At 74.0% G+C, this 20,962-nt stretch carries 16 protein-coding genes; 4 read left to right on the top strand and 12 right to left on the bottom strand.

Annotated elements, in window-relative coordinates; all coding sequences use genetic code 11:
* Positions 1 to 143 precede the first annotated feature (143 nt).
* On the bottom strand, positions 144 to 1,133 hold the full coding sequence (locus ACWGR4_RS17205; protein ID WP_380005277.1) for a malate dehydrogenase: 990 nt from the start codon (positions 1,131 to 1,133) through the stop codon (positions 144 to 146).
* 263 nt (positions 1,134 to 1,396) lie between these two features.
* Here ACWGR4_RS17205 and ACWGR4_RS17200 point away from each other — a divergent pair, with 263 nt between their 5' ends.
* Positions 1,397 to 2,785: a type I glutamate--ammonia ligase gene (locus tag ACWGR4_RS17200; RefSeq protein ID WP_380005279.1), complete on the top strand. Its 1,389-nt coding sequence runs from the start codon at positions 1,397 to 1,399 to the stop codon at positions 2,783 to 2,785.
* A gap of 52 nt (positions 2,786 to 2,837) precedes the next feature.
* Here ACWGR4_RS17200 and ACWGR4_RS17195 read toward each other — a convergent pair whose 3' ends face one another.
* The 3 genes from ACWGR4_RS17195 to ACWGR4_RS17185 all read right to left on the bottom strand — a co-directional run bounded on the left by ACWGR4_RS17195 (position 2,838) and on the right by ACWGR4_RS17185 (position 6,339).
* Entirely contained in the window at positions 2,838 to 3,215 is a 378-nt protein-coding gene (locus ACWGR4_RS17195; RefSeq protein WP_380005281.1) for a DUF3017 domain-containing protein, read from the bottom strand.
* 80 nt (positions 3,216 to 3,295) lie between these two features.
* The gene (locus ACWGR4_RS17190; RefSeq protein ID WP_380005283.1) at positions 3,296 to 4,153 is read right to left on the bottom strand and encodes a bifunctional methylenetetrahydrofolate dehydrogenase/methenyltetrahydrofolate cyclohydrolase; all 858 of its coding nucleotides are present in this window, start codon (positions 4,151 to 4,153) and stop codon (positions 3,296 to 3,298) included.
* Positions 4,150 to 6,339, bottom strand: coding sequence for an FUSC family protein (locus ACWGR4_RS17185; protein WP_452133628.1), 2,190 nt, complete (start codon positions 6,337 to 6,339; stop codon positions 4,150 to 4,152). The genes ACWGR4_RS17190 and ACWGR4_RS17185 overlap by 4 nt, the downstream gene beginning before the upstream one ends.
* 238 nt (positions 6,340 to 6,577) lie before the next feature.
* Between ACWGR4_RS17185 and ACWGR4_RS17180 the strand changes: the two genes are divergently transcribed.
* Positions 6,578 to 7,240: an RDD family protein gene (locus ACWGR4_RS17180; protein WP_452133629.1), complete on the top strand. Its 663-nt coding sequence runs from the start codon at positions 6,578 to 6,580 to the stop codon at positions 7,238 to 7,240.
* 84 nt (positions 7,241 to 7,324) lie between these two features.
* On the opposite strand, the gene purH is transcribed toward ACWGR4_RS17180, so the two are convergent.
* On the bottom strand, positions 7,325 to 8,911 hold the full coding sequence (gene purH / locus ACWGR4_RS17175) for a bifunctional phosphoribosylaminoimidazolecarboxamide formyltransferase/IMP cyclohydrolase (protein ID WP_452133630.1): 1,587 nt from the start codon (positions 8,909 to 8,911) through the stop codon (positions 7,325 to 7,327).
* A complete protein-coding gene (purN, locus tag ACWGR4_RS17170; protein ID WP_380005291.1) occupies positions 8,908 to 9,552 on the bottom strand; it encodes a phosphoribosylglycinamide formyltransferase in 645 nt (214 codons plus the stop codon). The genes purH and purN overlap by 4 nt, the downstream gene beginning before the upstream one ends.
* A 346-nt stretch (positions 9,553 to 9,898) precedes the next feature.
* Between purN and ACWGR4_RS17165 the strand changes: the two genes are divergently transcribed.
* Positions 9,899 to 10,558 carry a hypothetical protein gene (locus ACWGR4_RS17165; protein ID WP_380005293.1) on the top strand — a complete coding sequence of 220 codons (660 nt, stop codon included), beginning with the start codon at positions 9,899 to 9,901 and terminating at the stop codon, positions 10,556 to 10,558.
* Here the strand turns inward: ACWGR4_RS17165 and ACWGR4_RS17160 are convergent.
* Complete coding sequence (locus tag ACWGR4_RS17160; protein WP_452133632.1) at positions 10,555 to 12,537, bottom strand: cell division protein PerM; 1,983 nt, start codon at positions 12,535 to 12,537, stop codon at positions 10,555 to 10,557. The genes ACWGR4_RS17165 and ACWGR4_RS17160 overlap by 4 nt on opposite strands.
* Positions 12,538 to 12,677: 140 nt before the next feature.
* On the opposite strand from ACWGR4_RS17160, the gene ACWGR4_RS17155 reads away from it, so the two are divergent.
* Complete coding sequence (locus tag ACWGR4_RS17155) at positions 12,678 to 13,856, top strand: RNA polymerase sigma factor (protein WP_452133631.1); 1,179 nt, start codon at positions 12,678 to 12,680, stop codon at positions 13,854 to 13,856.
* A gap of 76 nt (positions 13,857 to 13,932) precedes the next feature.
* On the opposite strand, the gene sucD is transcribed toward ACWGR4_RS17155, so the two are convergent.
* From sucD to ACWGR4_RS17130, 5 genes are all read right to left on the bottom strand, one after another.
* Complete coding sequence (gene sucD, locus ACWGR4_RS17150) at positions 13,933 to 14,817, bottom strand: succinate--CoA ligase subunit alpha (RefSeq protein ID WP_126637535.1); 885 nt, start codon at positions 14,815 to 14,817, stop codon at positions 13,933 to 13,935.
* 16 nt (positions 14,818 to 14,833) lie between these two features.
* Entirely contained in the window at positions 14,834 to 16,009 is a 1,176-nt protein-coding gene (gene sucC / locus ACWGR4_RS17145) for an ADP-forming succinate--CoA ligase subunit beta (protein ID WP_078975664.1), read from the bottom strand.
* 371 nt (positions 16,010 to 16,380) lie between these two features.
* On the bottom strand, positions 16,381 to 17,544 hold the full coding sequence (locus ACWGR4_RS17140; protein ID WP_380005298.1) for a VWA domain-containing protein: 1,164 nt from the start codon (positions 17,542 to 17,544) through the stop codon (positions 16,381 to 16,383).
* Positions 17,541 to 19,814, bottom strand: coding sequence for a DUF5682 family protein (locus ACWGR4_RS17135; protein ID WP_452132434.1), 2,274 nt, complete (start codon positions 19,812 to 19,814; stop codon positions 17,541 to 17,543). Before ACWGR4_RS17135 ends, ACWGR4_RS17140 begins: the two co-directional genes overlap by 4 nt.
* Entirely contained in the window at positions 19,814 to 20,926 is a 1,113-nt protein-coding gene (locus ACWGR4_RS17130) for an ATP-binding protein (protein WP_380005302.1), read from the bottom strand. The genes ACWGR4_RS17135 and ACWGR4_RS17130 overlap by 1 nt, the downstream gene beginning before the upstream one ends.
* Positions 20,927 to 20,962: the final 36 nt, after the last annotated feature.

Raw genomic sequence — 20,962 nt, 5'->3', positions numbered from 1 at the left:
TGGTCCCCGCCGGGGCCGTGGTTGTGGGGCGGGGGCCCGCGCGGGGGCGCGCCCGGCCCCCCCAACACCCGGGGGGGGGGCCTTCGGCCCCGCCCCCGGTCGATTCCGCGTGAGGCCGGCGCCGCGAAGGCGCCGGCTCCGACTCAGATCAGGCCCAGCTCGCGCACCGCGTCGCGCTCCTCGGCCAGCTCCTGCACCGAGGCGTCGATCCGCGCCCGGGAGAACTCGTTGACGTCCAGGCCCTGGACGATCTCCCACTTGCCGTCCTTGCAGACGACCGGGAAGGACGAGATCAGGCCCTCGGGCACACCGTAGGAGCCGTCCGAGACGACACCCATCGAGGTCCAGTCACCGTCGGCGGTGCCGTTGACCCAGGTGTGCACGTGGTCGATCGCCGCGTTGGCCGCGGACGCCGCCGAGGACGCGCCGCGCGCCTCGATGATCGCCGCGCCGCGCTTGGCGACGGTGGGGATGAAGGTGTCGGCGAGCCAGGTGCGGTCGTCGACCACCTCGGCGGCGTTCTTGCCGGCGATCTGCGCGTGGAAGATGTCCGGGTACTGGGTGGCCGAGTGGTTGCCCCAGATGGTCAGCTTCGCGATGTCGGTGACCGCGACGCCGGCCTTCTTCGCGAGCTGGGTCAGCGCGCGGTTGTGGTCCAGGCGGGTCATCGCGGTGAAGCGCTCGGCCGGTACGTCGGGCGCGTGCTGCTGCGCGATCAGCGCGTTGGTGTTGGCCGGGTTGCCGACCACGAGCACCTTGATGTCGTCCGCCGCGCCGGCGTTGATCGCCTCGCCCTGCGGCTTGAAGATGCCGCCGTTGGCGGCCAGCAGGTCGCCGCGCTCCATGCCCTTGGTGCGGGGGCGGGCGCCGACCAGCAGAGCCACGTTGGCGCCGGCGAAACCGTCGGTCGGGTTGTCGAAGATGTCGATCCCGGCGAGCAGCGGGAACGCGCAGTCGTCGAGCTCCATCGCGGTGCCCTCGGCGGCCTTGACCGCCTGGGGGATCTCCAGGAGGCGCAGGCGGACCGGGGTGTCGGGGCCGAGCAGGTGACCGGAGGCGATGCGGAACAGCAGCGCGTAGCCGATCTGACCGGCCGCGCCCGTGACGGTGACGTTGACGGGGGTACGGGACATTGCGCGCGGGTCTCCTCTGCTGCGGCGGGATCCGACGCCGATGGCAGTCCGCCGGTAGCTCGGCATCGAGATACTTTTCGCGGCCACACTACCCCCGCCTCCGGGGCGGCTCGGCCACCCACCGGTGTGAGGTTCGCCCCGGCCGCGCATCCGGGCTCACCCGCTCCGCCGGGGTGCGTCGGGTTCGCCGGTTTCCGTTTCGGCGGAATCGGCCGGTAGGTTCGTGACGGATCGAAGTCGCACGGCCTCGAAGGGTGATCCCGATGTGCATGTCACCGGACCGCGTCGCGTCGATCCCGGCGGCGGTGCCGGAACCCGCGCTCGCGCCGATCGCACCTGTGGTCGAGGGCGCGTCGGTCGACCCGATCGACGCGGTGGCGCTCGGCTGGGTCGACAACGCGGGCATCACCCGGGTCAAGACCGTCCCGTACTCCCGCCTGGACGCGGTCGCCGTGCACGGCGTGGGCTTCTCCCCCGTGTTCGACGTGTTCCTCGCCGACGACTCGATCACCGCGGGCAACCTGGTCGGCGGTCCGGCGGGCGATCTGCGCCTGGTCCCCGACCTGACGGCGCTGCGCCCGCTGGCCGCGCAGCCGGGCTGGGCCTGGGCGCCCGGCGACCGCTACACCCAGGACGGCGTGCCGTACGCGGGCTGCCAGCGCACCTTCGCCCGGCGGATGGCCGCCCGCGCCGGGTTGCGCGGGTTGTCGCTGCGGATGGGCTTCGAGGTCGAGTGGGTCACCGGCACCGAGGACGCGGCCGGCCGCTTCGTGCCCGCCTTCCACAAGGCCGCGTACGGGATGACCCGGGTGGTGCGGGTGTCCGCCCAGCTGCGCGAGCTGATCCGCGCGCTCGCCGCGCAGGACGTGCGCGTGTTGCAGGTGCATCCGGAATACGCGGCCGGCCAGCTGGAGGTGTCCGTCGCCCCGGAGGACCCGGTCGGCGCGGCGGACACCACGGTCCTGGTGCGCGAGACGATCCGGGCGGTGGCCGCCCGGCACGGGCACGCGGTCAGCTTCGCCCCGTGCGTGGTGCCCGGCGAGGTGGGCAACGGCGCGCATCTGCACTTCTCGCCGTGGCGCGACGGGACGAACCTGTGCCACGGGGGTGAGGGGCCGCAGGGGCTGACCCGCGAGGGCGAGGCGTTCCTGGCCGGTGTGCTGCGCGAGTTGCCCGCGCTGCTCGCGATCGGCGCGCCCGGCGCGGCCAGTCATCTGCGTCTGGTCCCGGCCCAGTGGGCGGGGGTGTACCGCTGCTGGGGCCTGGAGAACCGCGAGGCCGCGATGCGGCTGGTCACCGGGATGGCGGGCGAGCGGCAGCACACCGCGAACGCCGAACTCAAGTGTTTCGACGCGACCGCCAATCCGTATCTGGTGGTCGGCACGGTGATCGCGGCCGGTCTGGCCGGGCTCGAGGACGGACTGCGGCTGCCGGTGGAGGTGCCGGGCGACCCCTCGACGGCCGGCGACGTACCGCGCCTGCCCGGCTCCCCCGCGGCGGCGTTGGCCGCCCTGGAGGCGAGCACGGTGCTGCGCGAGGCCCTGGGCGAAACCCTGTTCGACGCGATCACCGCGGTCCGCCGAGCCGAGATCACCCGCTCCGCCGGGATGACCCCGAGCGAGATCGCCGCCGAGGCGCGCCGGTTGTATTAGACCCGACCCGGCCGCGCCCGGGTCCGACCCGGGCGCGCCGGTACGGCCGGCCCTAGCCGGTGCGCTTGGGCACCCACGGCAGGTCGACCAGCGGTTCCGGGATGCTCAGCCCCAGGAGCAGGACCGCGCCGCCGAAGAACAGCATCATGGCCACGTCGGTGAACCGGCTGCGGACCGCCAGTACCCCCACGTCGGACACGAACACCCGCAACAGCGCGGCGACCAGGAAGGTCCCGGCGACCATCATCGCGGCGGGACGGAACCCGCTCAGCGCCGCGGTCAGCAGCGCGGCGAACAGGCAGCCGAAGACCACCGTCGCGGGCCACTCGCGCAGCCGCCCGGGGCCGGTCGGCGAGCCGCCGCCCTCGGGCGGGAAGGTGCCCGGATCCTTCCTCCTGCCGTCCCTGCGTCGCCCCCGAGTCGTTGCCACCACGTCCACCTCTCATCGACAGGGCGAGCGATGCCGCGACCGGCCCGAAGCAGTGCGGCCCCGGGCCGGTCGCGGCCGGGTCACAGACCGGTGACCTGCCGCTCGGCGGCCTCGACGACGTTGGTGAGCAACATCGCGCGGGTCATCGGACCCACCCCGCCGGGCATCGGCGCGACCCACGCGGCCTTCTCGTACGCCTCCGGGTGCACGTCGCCGACCAGGCCGTGCTCGGTGCGGGTGATGCCCACGTCGAGCAGCACCGCGCCGGGCTTGACCATGTCGGCGCTGATCAGTCCGGGCACCCCGGCGGCGGCGATCACGATGTCGGCCTGGAGCACGTGGAACGGCAGCTCCTTGGTGCCGGTGTGGCACAGGGTCACCGTGGCGTTCTCGGTCCGGCGGGTGAGCAGCAGGCCGATCGGGCGGCCGACGGTGACCCCCCGGCCGATCACGCACACCTCGGCGCCGTTGATCTCGATGTCGTGCCGGCGCAGCAGTTCCACGATGCCGCGCGGCGTGCACGGCAGCGGCGCCTCCTGGCCGAGCACCAGCCGGCCGAGGTTGGTCGGGTGCAGGCCGTCGGCGTCCTTGTCCGGGTCCATCAGCTCCAGGACCCGGTTGGCGTCCAGGTGCCGGGGCAGCGGCAGCTGCACGATGTAGCCGGTACAGGCGGGGTCCGCGTTGAGTTCGCGGACCACGTCCTCGACCTGGTCCTGCGTCGCGTCGGCGGGCAGGTTGCGCTGGATGCTCGCGATGCCGACCTGGGCACAGTCGCGGTGCTTGCCGCGCACGTACGAGTGGCTGCCGGGGTCGTCGCCCACGAGCACGGTGCCCAGACCCGGCGTGATGCCGCGGGCCTTCAGGGCCTCGGCCCGTACGGCCAGTTCGGCTTTGATGGCGGCGGCGGTGGCCTTGCCGTCGAGGATCTGCGCCTTCAAGTTGTCTCTCCTGGTCCACGGTTCCGGGCCGGTCGTTGCGATTGTCCCGTATCCGGGCCGGCCGTGCGGCGGACCCCGTACAGCAGCCGCGCCGGCGGGGCCAGGATGCGCCGCCGGACGAACGCGGGCAGGGGTCGGGCCGCCACCGGTTCGTTCGCACGGGTGATCACCCGGCCGAGCCGCTTGAGGTGTTGCCGCAATACCGGATACCCCCACAGATCCGGGAGTTCGGGCAGGGTCGGGGGGCGGCGCTCCTCGGCGGCCGAGGCCAGTTCCTCGACGTAGGCGTCGAGTCGGGCCAGGTCGTCCTCGGGGATCGGCTCGGGCGGATCCGTGCGGTAGGTCTCGGGCGCGGTCATCAGCCGGTAGCCCAGCCGCTGGGCGGTGACGATGGCGGGCCACAGGCGTTCCGCGTCCAGGTGCCGGCCGGTGATCTCGCCGAGCGCGGACTCGTACACGCTCCACAGGTCGATCAGTTCGCGGCGCGCCGCCCGGCGGGTACTGCCCCAGGCCGGATCGTCGACGATCTGCCCGGTGACGGTGGCGCGCAGCAACATCGCCTCGGCGCGGATGGCCCGGCCCAGCTGCCGGGGCAGCCGGGTGGCCGAGGCGCGCGGCCACAACACCAGGCTCGCGACCAGGCCGACCGTCAGGCCGAGCACGGTGTCGATCATCCGGGTGGCGGCCAGGTCGCCCACGTGTGCGCCGGGGCTGCCGGCGGCGGCCAGGAACAGGCCGACGGGGGTCACACAGGCGGCGCCCACGGCGAGGTTGCGGGCGATCACCGTCTGGGTGGCGCCGAACAGCAGGGCGACGACGATCACCACCAGCCACTGGTCGGGCCGCAGGTCGTGGAAGAACAGCGCGATCACCGCGACGCCGAGCAGGGTCCCGATCGCCCGTTGCAGCACCCGGCCGAAGTCGAGCACGACATTGCCGCCCTGGAGCGCTGCACCGGCCGCGATGGCCACCCACACGGGGTGCACCACCGGCAGCAGCGCGGCGGCGAGCGCGGCCGAGCCGACGCCGAGTCCGGTGCGCAGCGCGGTCGGCGGCACCAGCGATGACCGGTCGAACGCGGCGCGCAGCCGCTCGCAGGCGCTGGGCCGCCGGCCGGGGATGATCTCGCCCTCCTTGACCGCGGGTTGCCCGGCCGCCGCGGCGGCGGCCCGCAGCGCGGTGCGCAGCGTGCGCTCGGCGTCGGTCTCGGTGTCGGCGAGCACCGCGGGCAGCACCGGGACGAGGGTGGGCCGCCCGACGGCGCCGGCCAGCGCGCGCACGGTCTCGGTGATCTCCGCCGGCAGCGGCCGGTCCCGCTCGACGGCGAGCAGTTGGGCGGCCTGGAACAGGTCGAGCGCGCGTCGGCACAACACCCGCAGGCGGCGGGCCTCACCGGTGCGCCGGTTGTGTCTGGTGTCGGCGCGCAGCACGGTCACCCACGCGCTGTGCACGGTCTCGGAGGCGCGGTGCCGGGCGGCGTCGCTCGGCTGGTCGCCGATCGCGGCGAAGAAGTCGGCCAGCGCCTCGAAGCAGGCGGCGAGCGCCAGGTGCTCGGGGTGGCGCGGGCGCACCAGCCAGCCGGACATCGACACCAGCCAGGCCCCGGCGGCGCCCGCGAGCACGAGGGCGCCGCGTTCGAGCACCCGGTCGGGCTGGTGCGGCAGGAACGCGCCCATCGCGCAGACCAGGGTGAACATGTACCCGCCGGGACGGTCCACCTGGAGCGCGCCGCACAGGAAGGTGGCGACGCCGGCCACCACGGTGATCACCGGGACGTACAACAGCGGCGTGCCGGCCGCGAGCGAGCCCAGCATCAGCGACACGGCCAGGCCCAGGCCGACCAGCGCGAGGGTGATACCGCGACGCGCGTAGGGCTCCTTGGCCGCGTACAGGACGGTGTAGCCGCCGAGCGCGGCGAAGGTGGCGTCGCCGAGGCCGAGGGTGGCGGTGACGATCGCGAAGGGGATGCCGACGCCGAGCGCGGCGCGGATCCCGGCGGCCCAGGTGAAACCCTTCCCGGTGAGCGTGACCAGCGGCCTGATCTGGTTCTGCGGGCCCAGCTCCGGCGGATGCACCGCCGGGAACGGAGGCAACGTCGGCGGCCCGTTCGGGTCCGCCGAGGGCCCGGGCGGCAACGCGAGGGGTGCACGTTCCGGATGGGGTCCCGGGGTCGCCTGATCCTGCATGCTCCCATGCAACGCACGTTTCGCCGGGAATGCCAAGTCCCACTCGCGCATGATCCCGCTCACCGAACCGGCGGGGACCTACCCGGCGCCAACCACTTCGGTATAAGGTGCCGCCTCCAATGGACTCTCGGGTCGTGGGGGCGACGCCGGGCTCGGATACGGCGCTCGCGCGTCGACATGCCCGGGGGTCACCGGCGTCGCGCACGGGTGTGCGCGCGTTCTCAGGGGAGAGTTCCACATGTCCCAACCTCCGGGTCCGTACGGCCCGCCGCCCGGGTACGGCGCCGAGGGCCAAGGCGCGGGCTACGGCCAACAGCCCGGTTACGGTCAACCTGCCTACGGCCAGCCCGGCTACGGCCAACCGGCCTACGGCCAGCCGGATTACGGTCAGCAGGCCGGCTACGCCCAGCCGTACGGCTACGGGCCGCCGCAGAATCTCGGCGACTACTGCGCGAGCTGGGGTCGGCGCGTCGGTGGGGCGCTCCTGGACTGGCTCGTCATGTTGCCGGTGATGATCCCGTACTACATCGGGTTCGGGATGTACATGGACAAGACCGAGACCACCAGCAACCTCGACGGCAGCGAGACGACCACCTACGACGGTGGGTCCGGGCCGATCGTGCTGATGGTCGTCGGCGGTGTGCTCTCGTTCCTGTTCGGTCTCTTCCAGCTCTACCGCCAGGGCAAGACCGGTCAGACGATCGGCAAGAAGGCGGTCGGGATCAAGGTGTTGCGCGAGCGGGACGGCATGCCGGTCGGCTTCGGGATGGCCATCGTCCGCGCCATCTCGCACTTCCTCGACATCATCACGTGTTTCCTCGGCTTGTTGTGGCCGCTGTGGGACGACAAGAAGCAGACCTTCGCCGACAAGGTCTGCTCGACGGTCGTGGTCAAGGTCTGAGCCCCCCACCGACGCGCGCGAGGCGCGGCCCCGTTCGGGGTCGCGCCTCGCGTGTGTCCGGGGCCGCCGGTCGATCGGACCGGATCAGTGGAAGAAGTGCCGGGTCCCGGTGAAGTACATGGTGATGCCGGCCGCGCGCGCGGCCTCGACCACCTGCTCGTCGCGGACCGAACCACCCGGCTGCACGACCGCCTTGACGCCGCCCTCGATCAGCACCTCCAGGCCGTCGGGGAACGGGAAGAACGCGTCGGACGCGCCCACCGAGCCGGCCGCCCGCTCACCGGCGCGCTGCACCGCGAGCCGGGCCGAGTCGACCCGGTTGACCTGGCCCATGCCCACCCCGACGGTCGCGCCGCCGGTCGCGAGCAGGATCGCGTTGGACTTGACCGCGCGTACCGCCCGCCAGGCGAACACCAGGTCGCGCAGCGTCTCGGCGTCGGCCGGCTCGCCGGTGGCCAGCGTCCAGGTGGCCGCGTCGTCGCCGGGCGCCTGGTAGCGGTCGGCGTTCTGAAGCAGCAGCCCGCCGTCGATCTGGCGGAACTCGACCGGCGTGGCGGGCGCCTCGGGCGCGCGCAGCACCCGGATGTTCTTCTTCCGGGCCAGCACCTCGACCGCGCCGTCCTCGTAGCCCGGCGCCACGATGACCTCGGTGAAGATCTCCGCGACCTGCTCGGCCATCGCCACGCTCACCGGCCGGTTGACCGCGATCACGCCGCCGAAGGCGGACAGCGGGTCGCTCGCGTGCGCCCGCAGGTGCGCCTCGGCGACGGTCTCGCCGATCGCGATGCCGCACGGGTTGGCGTGCTTGATGATCGCCACGCACGGCTGCTCGTGGTCGTAGGCGGCGCGGCGGGCCGCGTCGGTGTCCTGGTAGTTGTTGTAGGACATCTCCTTGCCGTGCAGCTGCTCGGCGCCGGCCAGGCCGCCGGTGCCGTCCACGTAGAGCGCGGCGGCCTGATGCGGGTTCTCGCCGTAGCGGAGCACGTTCTCGCGGCGCCGCACCGAGCCGAGGAAGGCCGGGAAGCCCTCGTCGTCGGCCGGGGCGTAGCTGCTCGAGAACCAGGACGCGACCGCGACGTCGTACGCGGCGGTGTGGCCGAACGCCTCGCCCGCGAGCCGCTTGCGCTGCGCGAGGTCGAAGCCGCCGGCCTCGATCGCGGCGAGCACGTCGGCGTAGCGGTCCGGGCTGGTCACCACGGCCACGGACGGGTGGTTCTTGGCCGCGGCACGCACCATCGAGGGCCCGCCGATGTCGATCTGCTCGACACACTCGTCCGGCGTGGCGCCCGACTCGACGGTCGCGGTGAACGGGTACAGGTTGACCACGACCAGGTCGAACGGCCGGATCTCCAGCTCGTCGAGCTGCGCGCGGTGCGACTCCAGGCGCAGGTCGGCGAGGATGCCGGCGTGCACACGCGGGTGCAGCGTCTTGACCCGGCCGTCCAGGCACTCGGGGAAGCCGGTCAGCTCCTCGACCTTGGTCACGGGCACGCCCGCGGCGGCGATCCGGCCGGCGGTGGAGCCGGTGGAGACCAGTTCGACCCCGGCGGCGTGCAGGCCGCGGGCCAGCTCCTCCAGGCCGGTCTTGTCGTACACGCTGATCAGCGCGCGACGGATCGGGCGCAGCCCGTCCTGGTCGGCGGGGGTGGGGGTGGGGGCGGCGGAAGTCATGCGGGGATCCGGACCTTTCTTCCTTCGATGCGGTAGCCCTCGCGGGCCAGCCGGCCCACGACCTCGACGAGCAGGGTGCGCTCGACAGTCTTGATGCGCTCGTGCAACGCCTCGCCGCCGTCGGCGTGATCGCCGTCCTCGACCGCGACGACGCCCTGAGCGATGATCGGCCCGGTGTCCACGCCGGCGTCCACGAGGTGCACCGTGCAGCCGGTCACCTTGGCGCCGTACGCGAGCGCGTCCCGGACGCCGTGCGCGCCGGGGAACGAGGGCAGCAGTGCGGGGTGGGTGTTGACGGTGCGTCCCTCGAAGCGGGCCAGAAAGCGCGGGCCCAGGATCTTCATGAAGCCGGCCGAGACGACCAGGTCGGGCTCGTACGCGGCGACCGCGGCGGCGAGCGCCGCGTCCCAGTCGGCCCGGGTGGGGTGGTCGGACACCCGCTCGACGAAGGTGGGTACACCGGCGCGTTCGGCGCGGGCCGGCCCCGCGATGTTGTCGCGGTCGGCGCCCACGGCCACCACGCGCGCCCCGTACGCGGGATCCGCGCACGCGTCGAGCAGGGCCTGCAGGTTGGTGCCGGAGCCGGAGACGAGGACGACGAGCCGGGCCGGCCCGGGGGTGCGCGGGGCGTGAACGGCCACTGCTTTCAAGCTCTTTCCGGAAGGGAAGGGCGGGAGGGGCACCCAAGGGATTCGGGCTCTCGCCGGGATCTCGCACGGGTCCGGCGGGCGTTCCCCGACAAGAGGCGGGAACACGGAGCGGCGCCCGTACGTCGGCAACGATAGCGTCAGGGGGTAGGCAGTACCGAACCGGCGGGGTGGGATGCCATCGGCGGTGCCGGCGTGATCCGGTCGACGGGCCCACGGGCCGCGGTCGACGGGGGCCTCCGGGCCCCGCGGACGCCGCCGCCCGGCTACGGTGCACCCCGCACACGTACGATCCTGGGAAGGGAATCCCGCGATCCGGCACGACGAGGGCAGGCAGAGGATGAGTACCGGCAACGAGACCGACGAGCGGGATCCCTACGCCCCGCCGCCGGAGGGTACGCCCGACCGCCCGCCGGCCGCCCCGTGGAACGTGCCCGGCAACGGGCGAGGGGACGGCAACGGAGGCAACCGGCAGGGCCGCGAGGACCGGCCGCAGCGGGCGCCGCGCGAGCCGCGCGAGCAGCCCGACCCGAAGGACGTCCGGGTCCGCAACGCGCGCCTGGCGCTGTGGGCGGGGGTGTGGGCGGTGTTCTTCGCCCTGTTCTTCCCGTCCGACCTGGGCCTGGTGCTCGGCGTGGTGCTGGGTGTGGTCGCTCTGGCACTCGGCATTCGCACCGTCCGCGGCACCACCCCGGCCACCGCCGGGCCGCGGATCGAGGAGGGCCCGGGCGGTACCGCCCGACACCCGGGGCACGCCCCCGGCGGCCCGGCCCACCGGCCGCGCGTGCGCCGGCCGGCCCGCGCCCGCTCGGGCGCCGCGCTCGCGGGTTTGGTCACCGGCGCGATCGCGGTGGTCTACGTGCTGGGCGTGTGGACCTTCGAGGCGGTCAACAAGGACTACTACGACTGCATGGACAGCGCGCTCACCAAGACGGGCGAGCAGCGCTGCCTGGACAAGCTGCCGGACCGGTACCACTGGGTCGTGGACGGCACGTTCTAGGGCTCCTGCCGGGTTCGGGGCTCGGCCCTTCGGGGGTCGGAGTCTCGGGGCTCGGAGTTGCGGGGCTCGGAGTTGCGAGGCTCGGCGTTTCGGGGCTTTGTGTTTCGGGGTTCCGCGGATTCGAGGAGCGGGTGCGCTCCCGCGTCGGTCGGGTCGGGATGGAACGAGGCGAGGGCCGTCTCCGCTGTGGCGGGGGCGGCCTTCGGGCTTTCCGGGGTCTGCGGGTTTGCCGGGCTCCCTGGGCTCCCTGGGCTCCCTGGGGTCGTCGCGTCGTCCGGGCCGGGCCGGTCCGCCGGGCCTCTCCGGGGCTCCCGGCCGCGCCACCACGTGGCGGCCAGGGCGGCGGGGGCGCCGACCAGGGCGATCTCGACGGTGAGCGCGGCGGCGGTGCGCCATACGTTCGGGCCCAGGTCGGCGAGGTTGGCCAGGCCGGCCGTGCCGGTGGCCAGGCGGGTCGAGGCGAGGGCGAGCAGGCCGACGCCCACACCGGCGCCGACCGCGTGCGCGGTGACCGGGAGCCAGGACCGGGGCGGCTCGGCACGGGCCGCGAAGCAGCCCGCCACGACGCCCGCGAGCACCGGAAGCACCGCGGGCGCCCATGCGGTGGAGGGCACCGTCGCGGGGCCCGGGAGGGCGGCGAGCAGCGGCAGCGTGGGCAGCGTGCCGAACGTGCTGCCGGTGGGCGCGATGGTGGTGGCCGCGCCCAGCACGAAGCCGGTGCCGGCCGCGTAGCACACCGCCCACACGATCGCGTTGGGCACCAGGGCCGCGCACAACACGGCCAGCGCCGCGAAGCCGACCGCGTCGTTCGTGGTCAGCTTCAGGGCCAGGCGGATCTGCCCCGCGTGGGCGAACAGACAGACCAGGACCAGCAGCGCCCCGCCCGCCGCGAGCACCGCGGCCGAGGCCAGACTCGCGCGGACCGCGGGCACCCGGACCAGGATCGGGCCGAACGCGCCCAGCACACCCGCCACCAGGACACCGATCCCGGCGACCGCGACCGTGTCCTGGACCGGCCGCACGCTCGCGGTGCCGACACCCGCGGCCACCGCGTACATCAGGCCCGTGTACACCGGCACCTGCGCCGCGAGCACGAGCACCGTCCCGGCGACGCCGTCGGCGAGCCGTCGGCCCATCCGACACAGCAGCCAGATCAGCGGGACGGTCAGGCCGAGCGGGGCGAGCCGCAGCGGCACCACGGTCACGATCGGCGCGACGGAGCCGGTGGCGGCGTGGCTGGTCTCCACGACCTCGAAGCCGACGTGATGCGCGGCGAGCCAGATCCCGCCGACCACGCGCAACAGCGCCTGGGGGTGGTCGAAGCTGCCCGAGCCGACGCCGCAGGTGGCCACGATCAGGACCAGCAGGGCGACCGTGCCGAGCCCGGCCGCGGCCACGAGCAGCGCGGACACCACGCCTCGGGCCAGCGCCTGGGCGATCCGGGCGGTGTCCGGACGGTACGCGGCGAGGGCGCTCAGGGCCGCCGCGCCGGGCAGCGTGGACCACGCGGGCAGCGTCGAACCGGTGGGCGCGGGCGGGCCCCAGGGGCGGGCGGGCGGCGGTTCGCAGGCGTCGGGGGTCTCGACCGGGGCGAGCGCGGGGAGGACGTCCGGAGGACGGTCGGGCCTGGGCGGAACGACCGGGGGCGGGGCGTCGGGGCGCGGGGGCGCCGCCGGGGGTTCGTAGGCCGTTTCCGGTGCCTCGGGTGCCGCCGAAGGCGCGTGCGCCGTGTCCGGTGCCGCCGAGGGTTGCCGAGGCGTCGGGGCCGGCGTGTCGTGGGTGTGTACCGCGTCGGCTGCGCGAGCCGGCTCCGCCGTCTCGTCGAGCGAGGTGGGGGGCGTGCTCGACGGCGCGGGCGGCTGCTCGAAGGCATGCTCGAAGGGCCCGGAGCGGCGCCCCAGCAGGCTCTCCACGCCGGCCCACGGGCCGGCTCGGACCACCGCCCAGGGCGCCGACGAGCCACGCTCGGTTTCCGGCATTTCGGTCACGATCCCCATGGTGCCCGCGCGACTGCGATCCGGGCCGCATATGCCTGCCGAGCGGGGCAAGACACCCCATTTGCTCGACCATAAGCATTTAATATGCATTTTCGGTCGACCCTCGGGTACCTCAGCCCCTCATGGGCATCGACGACGAGCACACGGTCCCGCGCGCGAGCGCCCCGGGGTTCGACGCCCTGGTCGCGGCGACCGCCCCCGACATCGCGCGCTACACGTTCTTGTTGACCGCGAGCCCCACACGAGCCGCGCACGTGACCCGGCACGCCTTCGCCCGGGTCTGGCGCGACCTGCCGGACGCGGCGGACACCCCGGCCGACGCCGCCTACGTACGCACGGTCGCCGGCGACCTCGCGCTGGGCCGCCGGTTCCTGGTCCGCCGGGCGCTGTGGCGGCTCGTACCGCACCCCGACCGCACCGCCCGGGTGGTTCCGCACGCCTACGACGACACGCGGCGCGACCAGGACATCGCGCTCCTGCGCGCGCTCCAGCGGGTGCCCGCGCACCGGCGCCGGGTCTTCGTCCTGCGGCACCTGTTCGGGTTGTCCCCGGAGCAGGTGGCGGCCGAGACCGAGGCGACCACCGAGGTGACCCGGATCCGGCTGATACACGCCCACGAGGACCTCGCCGACCGGATCCCGGCGATCACCGGCCCGTCGCCGAACTGCGCCGAGGCACACGCGTTCCTGAGCACGCTCACCCGCGACCTGGCCGCCCGCCACGCGCCGCAGGTCCCCCGGGCCCACGCCGCGCGCGTGGGCAGCCGGGCGCGGACCGCGACGCTGGTCACCGTGGTGGTCGCGGCGATCCTGGCGCTCTTCGTGGCCGCGCTTCCCCGGCTGCTCACCCCGGGCACCTCCCGCGACTCGCGCGCGGGCGACCGGGTACGGCCGCTCACCGGCCCGGGGGTGGCCCGCCCGGTGCCGCCGATGCCCGCGAAGGCCCCCGCGGCGGCGGACGAGACCCCGCCGGCGCCCGCCGCGGCCCCGCCCGCGCCCGCGGAGCGCACGGAGGCGCCGACCGCGGCACCGGCCACGCCCGAGGCTCCTGCGCCGCCGTCCCCCGCGCCGCCCGCGGACGGGCAACCGGCCCTCGGCGTGACGCCCGCCCCCGCCGCCCCGGAGCGGCTCGCGCCGCTGCTCCGACCGGCAACGCCCACCGGTGCCCGGACCACGGCCGACCTGCGGGCGGGCACGGGGGCCGCGGCGACCGGGCCGGGCCGGCTGCTGGCCCCGGAGCGGGCCTTCGTCCTCGACACGAGTTGCGTGAACAACGGGCTGCGCCGGCCGGCGTCGCCCTGACCGGCCGGGGAAGGCACGACGCCCCGCATCCCACCGGAAACGGCGGGGTGCGGGGCGTCGTCGGTGACCGGGTGGGTCAGCCGGCCATGATCTCGCGCATCAGGCGCGCCGTCTCGGACGGCGTCTTGCCGACCTTGACGCCGACGGCCTCGAGCGCGTCCTGCTTGGCCTGCGCGGTGCCCGAGGAGCCCGAGACGATGGCGCCGGCGTGGCCCATGGTCTTGCCCTCGGGGGCGGTGAAGCCCGCGACGTAGCCGACGACCGGCTTGGTGATGTGCTCGGCGATGTAGGCCGCGGCACGCTCCTCGGCGTCGCCGCCGATCTCGCCGATCATCACGATCGCGTCGGTGTCCGGGTCGTCCTGGAACGCCTGGAGGCAGTCGATGTGCGTGGTGCCGATGATCGGGTCGCCACCGATACCGACGGCGGTCGAGAAGCCGATGTCGGCCAGCTCGTACATCATCTGGTAGGTCAGCGTGCCCGACTTGGACACCAGACCGATCCGGCCCGGCTTGGTGATGCTGGCCGGGATGATGCCCGCGTTGGACTGACCGGGGGTGATCAGGCCGGGACAGTTCGGGCCGATGATCCGGGTCTTGTTGCCCTTGGCGCCGGCGAGCGCCCAGAACTGCGCGGTGTCGTGCACCGGCACGCCCTCGGTGATCACCACGGCGAGACCGATGCCGGCCTCGATCGCCTCGACCACGGCGTCCTTGGTGAACTTCGGCGGCACGAAGACCACGGTGACGTCGGCGCCGGTGGCCTCCATGGCCTCGGCCACGGTGCCGAATACCGGTACCTCGGTGCCGTCCACGTCGACCGTGGTGCCGGCCTTGCGCGGGTTCACGCCACCGACGATGTTCGTCCCGGAGGCGAGCATCCGGTGGGTGTGCTTCATCCCCTCGGAGCCGGTCATGCCCTGGACGATGACCTTGCTGTCCTTGGTCAGGAAGATAGCCATGCTGGGTCGGTCTCCCTTACTTCGCGGCAGCGAGCTCGGCGGCCCGCTCGGCCGCGCCATCCATGGTGTCCACCTGCTGGACCAGCGGGTGGTTCGCGTCGGTCAGGATCTGCCGACCCAGCTCCGCGTTGTTGCCGTCCAGTCGCACGACGAGCGGCTTGGTGACCGCCTCGCCCTTCTGCTTCAGCAGTTCGAGCGCCTGCACGATGCCGTTCGCGACCGCGTCACACGCGGTGATGCCGCCGAAGACGTTGACGAAGACCGACTTGACGTCGGCGTCGCCCAGGATGATCTCCAGGCCGTTCGCCATCACCTCGGCGGACGCGCCGCCGCCGATGTCGAGGAAGTTGGCGGGCTTGACTCCGCCGTGGTTCTCCCCGGCGTACGCGACCACGTCGAGCGTGGACATGACCAGGCCCGCGCCGTTGCCGATGATGCCGACCGAACCGTCGAGCTTGACGTAGTTCAGACCCTTGGCCTTGGCCGCCGCCTCCAGCGGGTCGGCCGCGTCCTTGTCCTCGAGCGCCTCGTGGTCGGGGTGGCGGAAGTCGGCGTTCTCGTCGAGCGAGACCTTGCCGTCCAGCGCGATGATCTTGCCCTCTTCGGACTTGATCAGCGGGTTCACCTCGACGAGCGTGGCGTCCTCTTCGACGAAGACGGTCCACAGCGTCTTGAGGGTCGCGACGATCTGGTCGTGCAGCTCGGCCGGGAACTTCGCCGCCTCGACGATCTCGCGGGCCTTGGCCTCGGTCACGCCCTCGATCGCGTCGACCGGGATCTTGGCGAGCGCGTCGGGGTTCTCCTCGGCGACGACCTCGATCTCGACGCCGCCCTCGACGGACGCCATCGCGAGGAAGGTGCGGTTGGTGCGGTCGAGCAGGAACGAGACGTAGTACTCGTCCACCGGCTTGGCCAGCCCGGCCAGCATGACCTTCTTGACGATGTGGCCCTTGATGTCGAGGCCGAGGATCTGCTCGGTCTTCTCGACGACCTCGTCGGTGCTGAAGGCCAGCTTCACGCCGCCGGCCTTGCCGCGGCCACCGACCTTCACCTGAGCCTTGACGACGGCCTTGCCGCCCATACGCTCGGCGGCGGCCCGTGCCTCCTCCGGCGTGAAGACGACTTCACCGGGCAGAACCGGCACACCGTGCTTAGCGAAGAGATCCCTCGCCTGGTACTCGAACAGGTCCACGCGGGTCCGTCCTTGTGATCGCGATCGGATATGCGGAACATGCGCAGCCGCGTCCGTCGTCGCGCAGGTCCGGCAGGCTCGCCCCCGGTTCCGGTGGACGGCGTCCGCACGCGTAGCTGATCCGCCTTGCAGGCTATCGGGCACGGGTACCAGGCCCGAATCAGGGTCTGGGTCCCGCTCCCGGTCTCTTCTCGACGACGGCGGCACCGCGCGTCGAGATCCGCCTGTTTGCGCCTGTTCCACCGTGACACAGGGAACACACCAAAACGGACAGTGACCACGCAATGTGGCCGACGCCACGCCGAACGCCGCGGCTGCCGATCACCCCCGGCCGAAACCCCGACGCCCGAGCGCACGGACGGTCGGACTTCCTACGGCTTCGGGATCGGGAGGGGCAGGCCCTGGATCGCGGCGGCCATCACCTCCGGGAACAGGTCGGGGGTGCAGGCGAAGGCGGGACTGCCGATCGCGGACAGGGCCGCGGCGTTGGTGTGGTCGTAGGCCGGGGCGCCCTCGTCGGACAGGGCCAGCAGGGTGACGAAGGTGGTGCCGGCGGCCTGCATGCTCGCCGCGCGGCGGACCATCTCGTCCCGCACACCGCCCTCGTACAGGTCGCTGATCAGCACGACGACCGTCTCCGTCGGCCGGGTGATCAGCGACTGGCAGTAGGTCAGCGCGCGGTTGATGTCGGTGCCGCCGCCGAGTCGGGTGCCGAAGAGTACGTCGACCGGGTCGCTCAGCCGGTCGGTCAGGTCGACCACGCTCGTGTCGAAGACCACCAGGGAGGTCCGCAGCGCGTGCATCGAGCCGAGCACGGCGCCGAACACCGACGCGTAGACCACCGAGGCCGCCATCGAGCCGGACTGGTCGACGCACAGGATCACGTCCTTGTGCACCCCGTGCCGCCGACGCCCGTAGCCGACCAGGCGCTCCGGCACGATCGTGCGGTGCTCGGGCTGGTAGTGGCCGAGGTTGGCCCGGATCGTGGCGTTCCAGTCGATGTCCCGCGGGCGCGGGCGGTGCACCCGGGTCGAGCGGTCGAGCGCGCCTCGGACCAGGCTCGTGGTGCGTTGCGCGACCCGGCGCTCCAGGTCGTCGACGACGCGGCGGACCACCGCGCGGGCGGCCTCCTTCGTCGCCTCGGGCATCAGCGCGGTGAGCGCGAGCAGGGTGGCGACCAGGTGCACGTCGGGTTCGACGGCGGCCAGCATCTCCGGCTCCAGGAGCAGCCGGGTCAGGTCGAGCCGCTCGATCGCGTCGTGCTGGAGGATGCTCACCACGCCCGCCGGGAAGTAGGCGCGGATGTCGCCGAGCCAGCGGGCCACCGACGGCGCGGAGGCGCCGAGGCCGGCGGCGCGCGGCCCGGTCGCCCGACGGCTGCCGCGCGGGGCCTGGGTCTCGGGGCGGTACAGCGCGCTCAGCGCCTGATCGATTCGGGCGTCGTCGCCGGTGAGCCCGTGGCCGGTGCCGTCGGGTTCGCCGCCGAGTATCAGGCGCCAGCGGCGCAGCCGTTCGTCGTCGGCCTTGCTCGTCACGGGGTCACCTCCCGGTGCTCCAGGCCCAGGATCCCGGCCAGCAGTGGCAGTACGGCGTCGGCGCGCGCGCCGTCGAAGTGCTCGGCGGTGGCGATCGGGACGGCGGCCCGCGCCGGGGTGCGGATGCGCTCGCCGAGCAGCCGGCGCTCGGGCGCGGCGAAGCCGGCGAAGGTGCGGCGCAGCAGCGGCAGGATCTCCACGAACAGGTCGTCGGGGGTGCCGGTGATCCAGGCGTCGACCAGGTCGAGGAGTCCTTCGTCGTGGATCAGCAGCATGCCGCCGCCGGCCAGGAATCCCTCGATCCAGGCCGCCGATTCGCGATGCGGGATGCCTCGGGTGAGGGCGCGGGCCAGGCGGGGCGCGGCGTCCTCCGGCGCGAGGCGGCCCCGGTCGAGCAGCAGGCGGGTGGCCCGTCCGGTGAGCAGGCCGGGCAGGTTCTCCCGGTCGGCGAGCCGCCGCAGGGTGGCGTACCACTCGTCCTGTCGGCGCTCCGGCAGCAGTTGTACGGCGGCGTGCACGTCGTCGAGGCGACGGCGCATCGCGGCGGCGCCGTCATGGTCCAGTCCGGCGCAGGCCGCGGGCAGCCCGACGCAGATCCGGACCACCAGGCCGGCCACGACGGTGTCGAGCGCCGAGGTGTCGGTGCCCCGGACGTCGCCGTAGCGCAGTGCCCGCACCAGTCCCGGCAGCGCTTCGGCGAGTCGGCCGACGTCGGCGTCCAGGGCGGCGCGCCGGTCGAGCACCCGCATGATCACCGGCAGCGCGTCGGGCAGGTCGGCGCGCAGGCAGCGTTCGGCGACCTCGGTGACGTCGGCGAGCGATTCGGCCCGGATCGCCAGGTCGCTCGCGCGCGCCTCGGCCGCGGCGACCACGGTGGTCCCCCACACGCCGGCCTCGGCCACCCGGATCGCCAACTCCGGCTGCCAGTCCAGGCGCCAGGTCTCGCGGAAGGTGCCCCGGCTCTCCCGGCCCGGGACCGGCACGCCCCACGGGACGTCGAGCAGGGCGAGCCGGTTGAGCAGTCGGCTGCGGTCGGCATGCGAGTCCTTGCGCAGGTCGAGTTCCAGTTCGCGGGCGGCGGGCTCGGGCCGGAGCCGCAGTCGGCGCTGCTCGCGGGTGAGGTCGCGCTGGAGCGGTACGGCGGGCACCGTCGGCGGCACCTCGCCGATCACGTCGCCGACCACGAGAGCGTCGTGCACCAGCGCGAGCGGCCCGGTGACGCCGTCGCACATCACCGCGCGGACCGCTTCGAGGGTCTCGTCCAGACCGGCCAGCGGTCGTCCGCGCAGCGCGGCGAGCGCGTCGGCGTGCCGGGTCGCCTCGATCACATGCGCGGAGGAGACCGGGTGGCCCGCCTCGCGAAGCAGCGTGGCGATCCGGACGAACCAGCGGGGCAGCGGGTCGGGCTCGGCGGCGGTGTCGAACAGGTGCCGGTACCAGCCCGGGGACGCGACGCCGGCCCCGTAGCCGGAGCTCTGCGCGAGGCGGTGGTGGGTCCACGGCACCCACGTGGTCTCGACCTTGACCGCTGCCCGGTGCGGCGCGAGCAGCGCGCGGTCGGCGGCGGCGGAGGGCGGGTCGGCGAGCGCGGGCACGTGCCAGGCGCCGCACACCACGGCGATCCGGCTGTGTCCGGCCCGGCGCGCGGAGCGGATGCACTGGCGCATGTACGCCTCGCGCAGTCGTTCGATGTCGGGTTCGGCGCTCGGGCCCGGGTCGACGGCGGGCCGCTCGTCCTCGCGCAGCGCGGCCATCGCCTCGGCGAGCGCCGCAAAGGGCCGCAGCGGGTCGTCGGCGGGCGGGCGGTGCTCGATCACGTCCTCCCACCAGTGCTCGGCGTCGTCCCGACCGGCCAGTCGGGCCAGCGCGGCGATCGGGTCCACCGGGGGCGGGACGGGCTCGCCCGGCTCGTCGCCCTCGCGGCGGGCCCGGTCGAGGGTGAAGGACACCGCGACCGGCAGGTCGATGAACCGGACCGGGACGCCGTGCCCGCTCGCGTGGGTGATGGCCACCCACTCGGGGCTGAAGTCGGCGTACGGCCAAAAGCCGGCCTGCGCCGGATCGTCGACCGCGTGCGCGAGCAGCGCGACGGGCGGACGCAGGCCCGGCTCGGCGGCGAAGGACAGCAGTGGGTCGGCCTCGGGCGGACCCTCGATCAGCACGATGTCGGGCCGCAGCCGGGCCAGCGCGGCGCCGACCGCGCGGGCCGAGCCGGGGCCGTGGTGCCGCACGCCGAGCAGGGTCGGTCGCGCGGCCGGGGTCCGCGCCATCAGGCCGGGTCCGCGTCGCGGCAGGCCCGGTAGAAGTCCTGCCAGTCGGCGCGCGGGCGCACCGCGGTCTCCAGGTATTCGCGCCAGACCAGGGTGTCGGCGGCCGGGTCCTTGACCACCGCGCCCAGGATCCCCGCCGCCACGTCGGCCGAGCGCAGCACACCGTCGCCGAAGTGCGCGGCGAGCGCGAGGCCGCCGGTGACCACGGAGATCGCCTCGGCGGTGGACAGCGGCCCGGACGGGGTCTTCAGCCTGGTCCGTCCGTCTTCGGTGAGGCCGGCGCGCAGTTCGCGAAACACCGTGACCACACGCCGCAGTTCGGCCTCGGCGCCGGCCACCGGCGGCAGTTCCAGGCCCGAGCCGAGCTGGGCCACCCGGCGGCTGACGATCTCCACCTCCGCGTCGGCGGTCGCGGGCAGCGGGAGCACCACGGTGTTGAATCGGCGGCGCAGGGCCGAGGAGAGTTCGTTGACCCCACGGTCGCGGTCGTTGGCGGTGGCGATCAGGTTGAACCCGCGCACCGCCTGCACCTCGTCGTTCAACTCCGGTACGGGCAGGGTCTTCTCGGACAAGATGGTGATCAGCGAGTCCTGCACGTCGGCCGGGATGCGGGTCAACTCCTCGACCCGGGCGAGCAATCCGCGGCTCATCGCGCGCATCACGGGGCCGGCCACCATGGCCGCGCGACTGGGCCCGTGCGCGAGCAGTCGGGCGTAGTTCCAGCCGTAGCGGATGGCCTCCTCGGGGGTGCCGGCGGTGCCCTGGACGAGCAGCGTGGAGTCACCGCACACGGCGGCGGCCAGATGCTCCGACACCCACGTCTTGGCCGTGCCCGGCACGCCGAGCAGCAGCAGCGCGCGGTCGGTGGCCAGCGTGGTGACGGCGACCTCGACGATCCGGCGCGGCCCGATGTACTTGGGCGAGATCACCGTGCCGTCGGGCAACGTGCCGCCGAGCAGGTAGGTGGCCACCGCCCACGGCGACAACCTCCACCGCGGCGGCCGGGGCCGCTCGTCGGCGGCGGCGAGCGCGGCCAACTCCCCGGCGAACGCGTCCTCCGCGTGCGCCCGAAGCACACCCTGATCGACCCGCGCACCCGATTCGGCAGACACGCCCACCACGGCTCCCCCAGCGCTCGAACAAACCCG

The organism is Embleya sp. NPDC055664 (assembly GCF_053618075.1).
The sequence above is the reverse complement of the archived record's forward strand: the minus strand, read 5'-3'. Positions and strand labels throughout refer to the sequence as shown.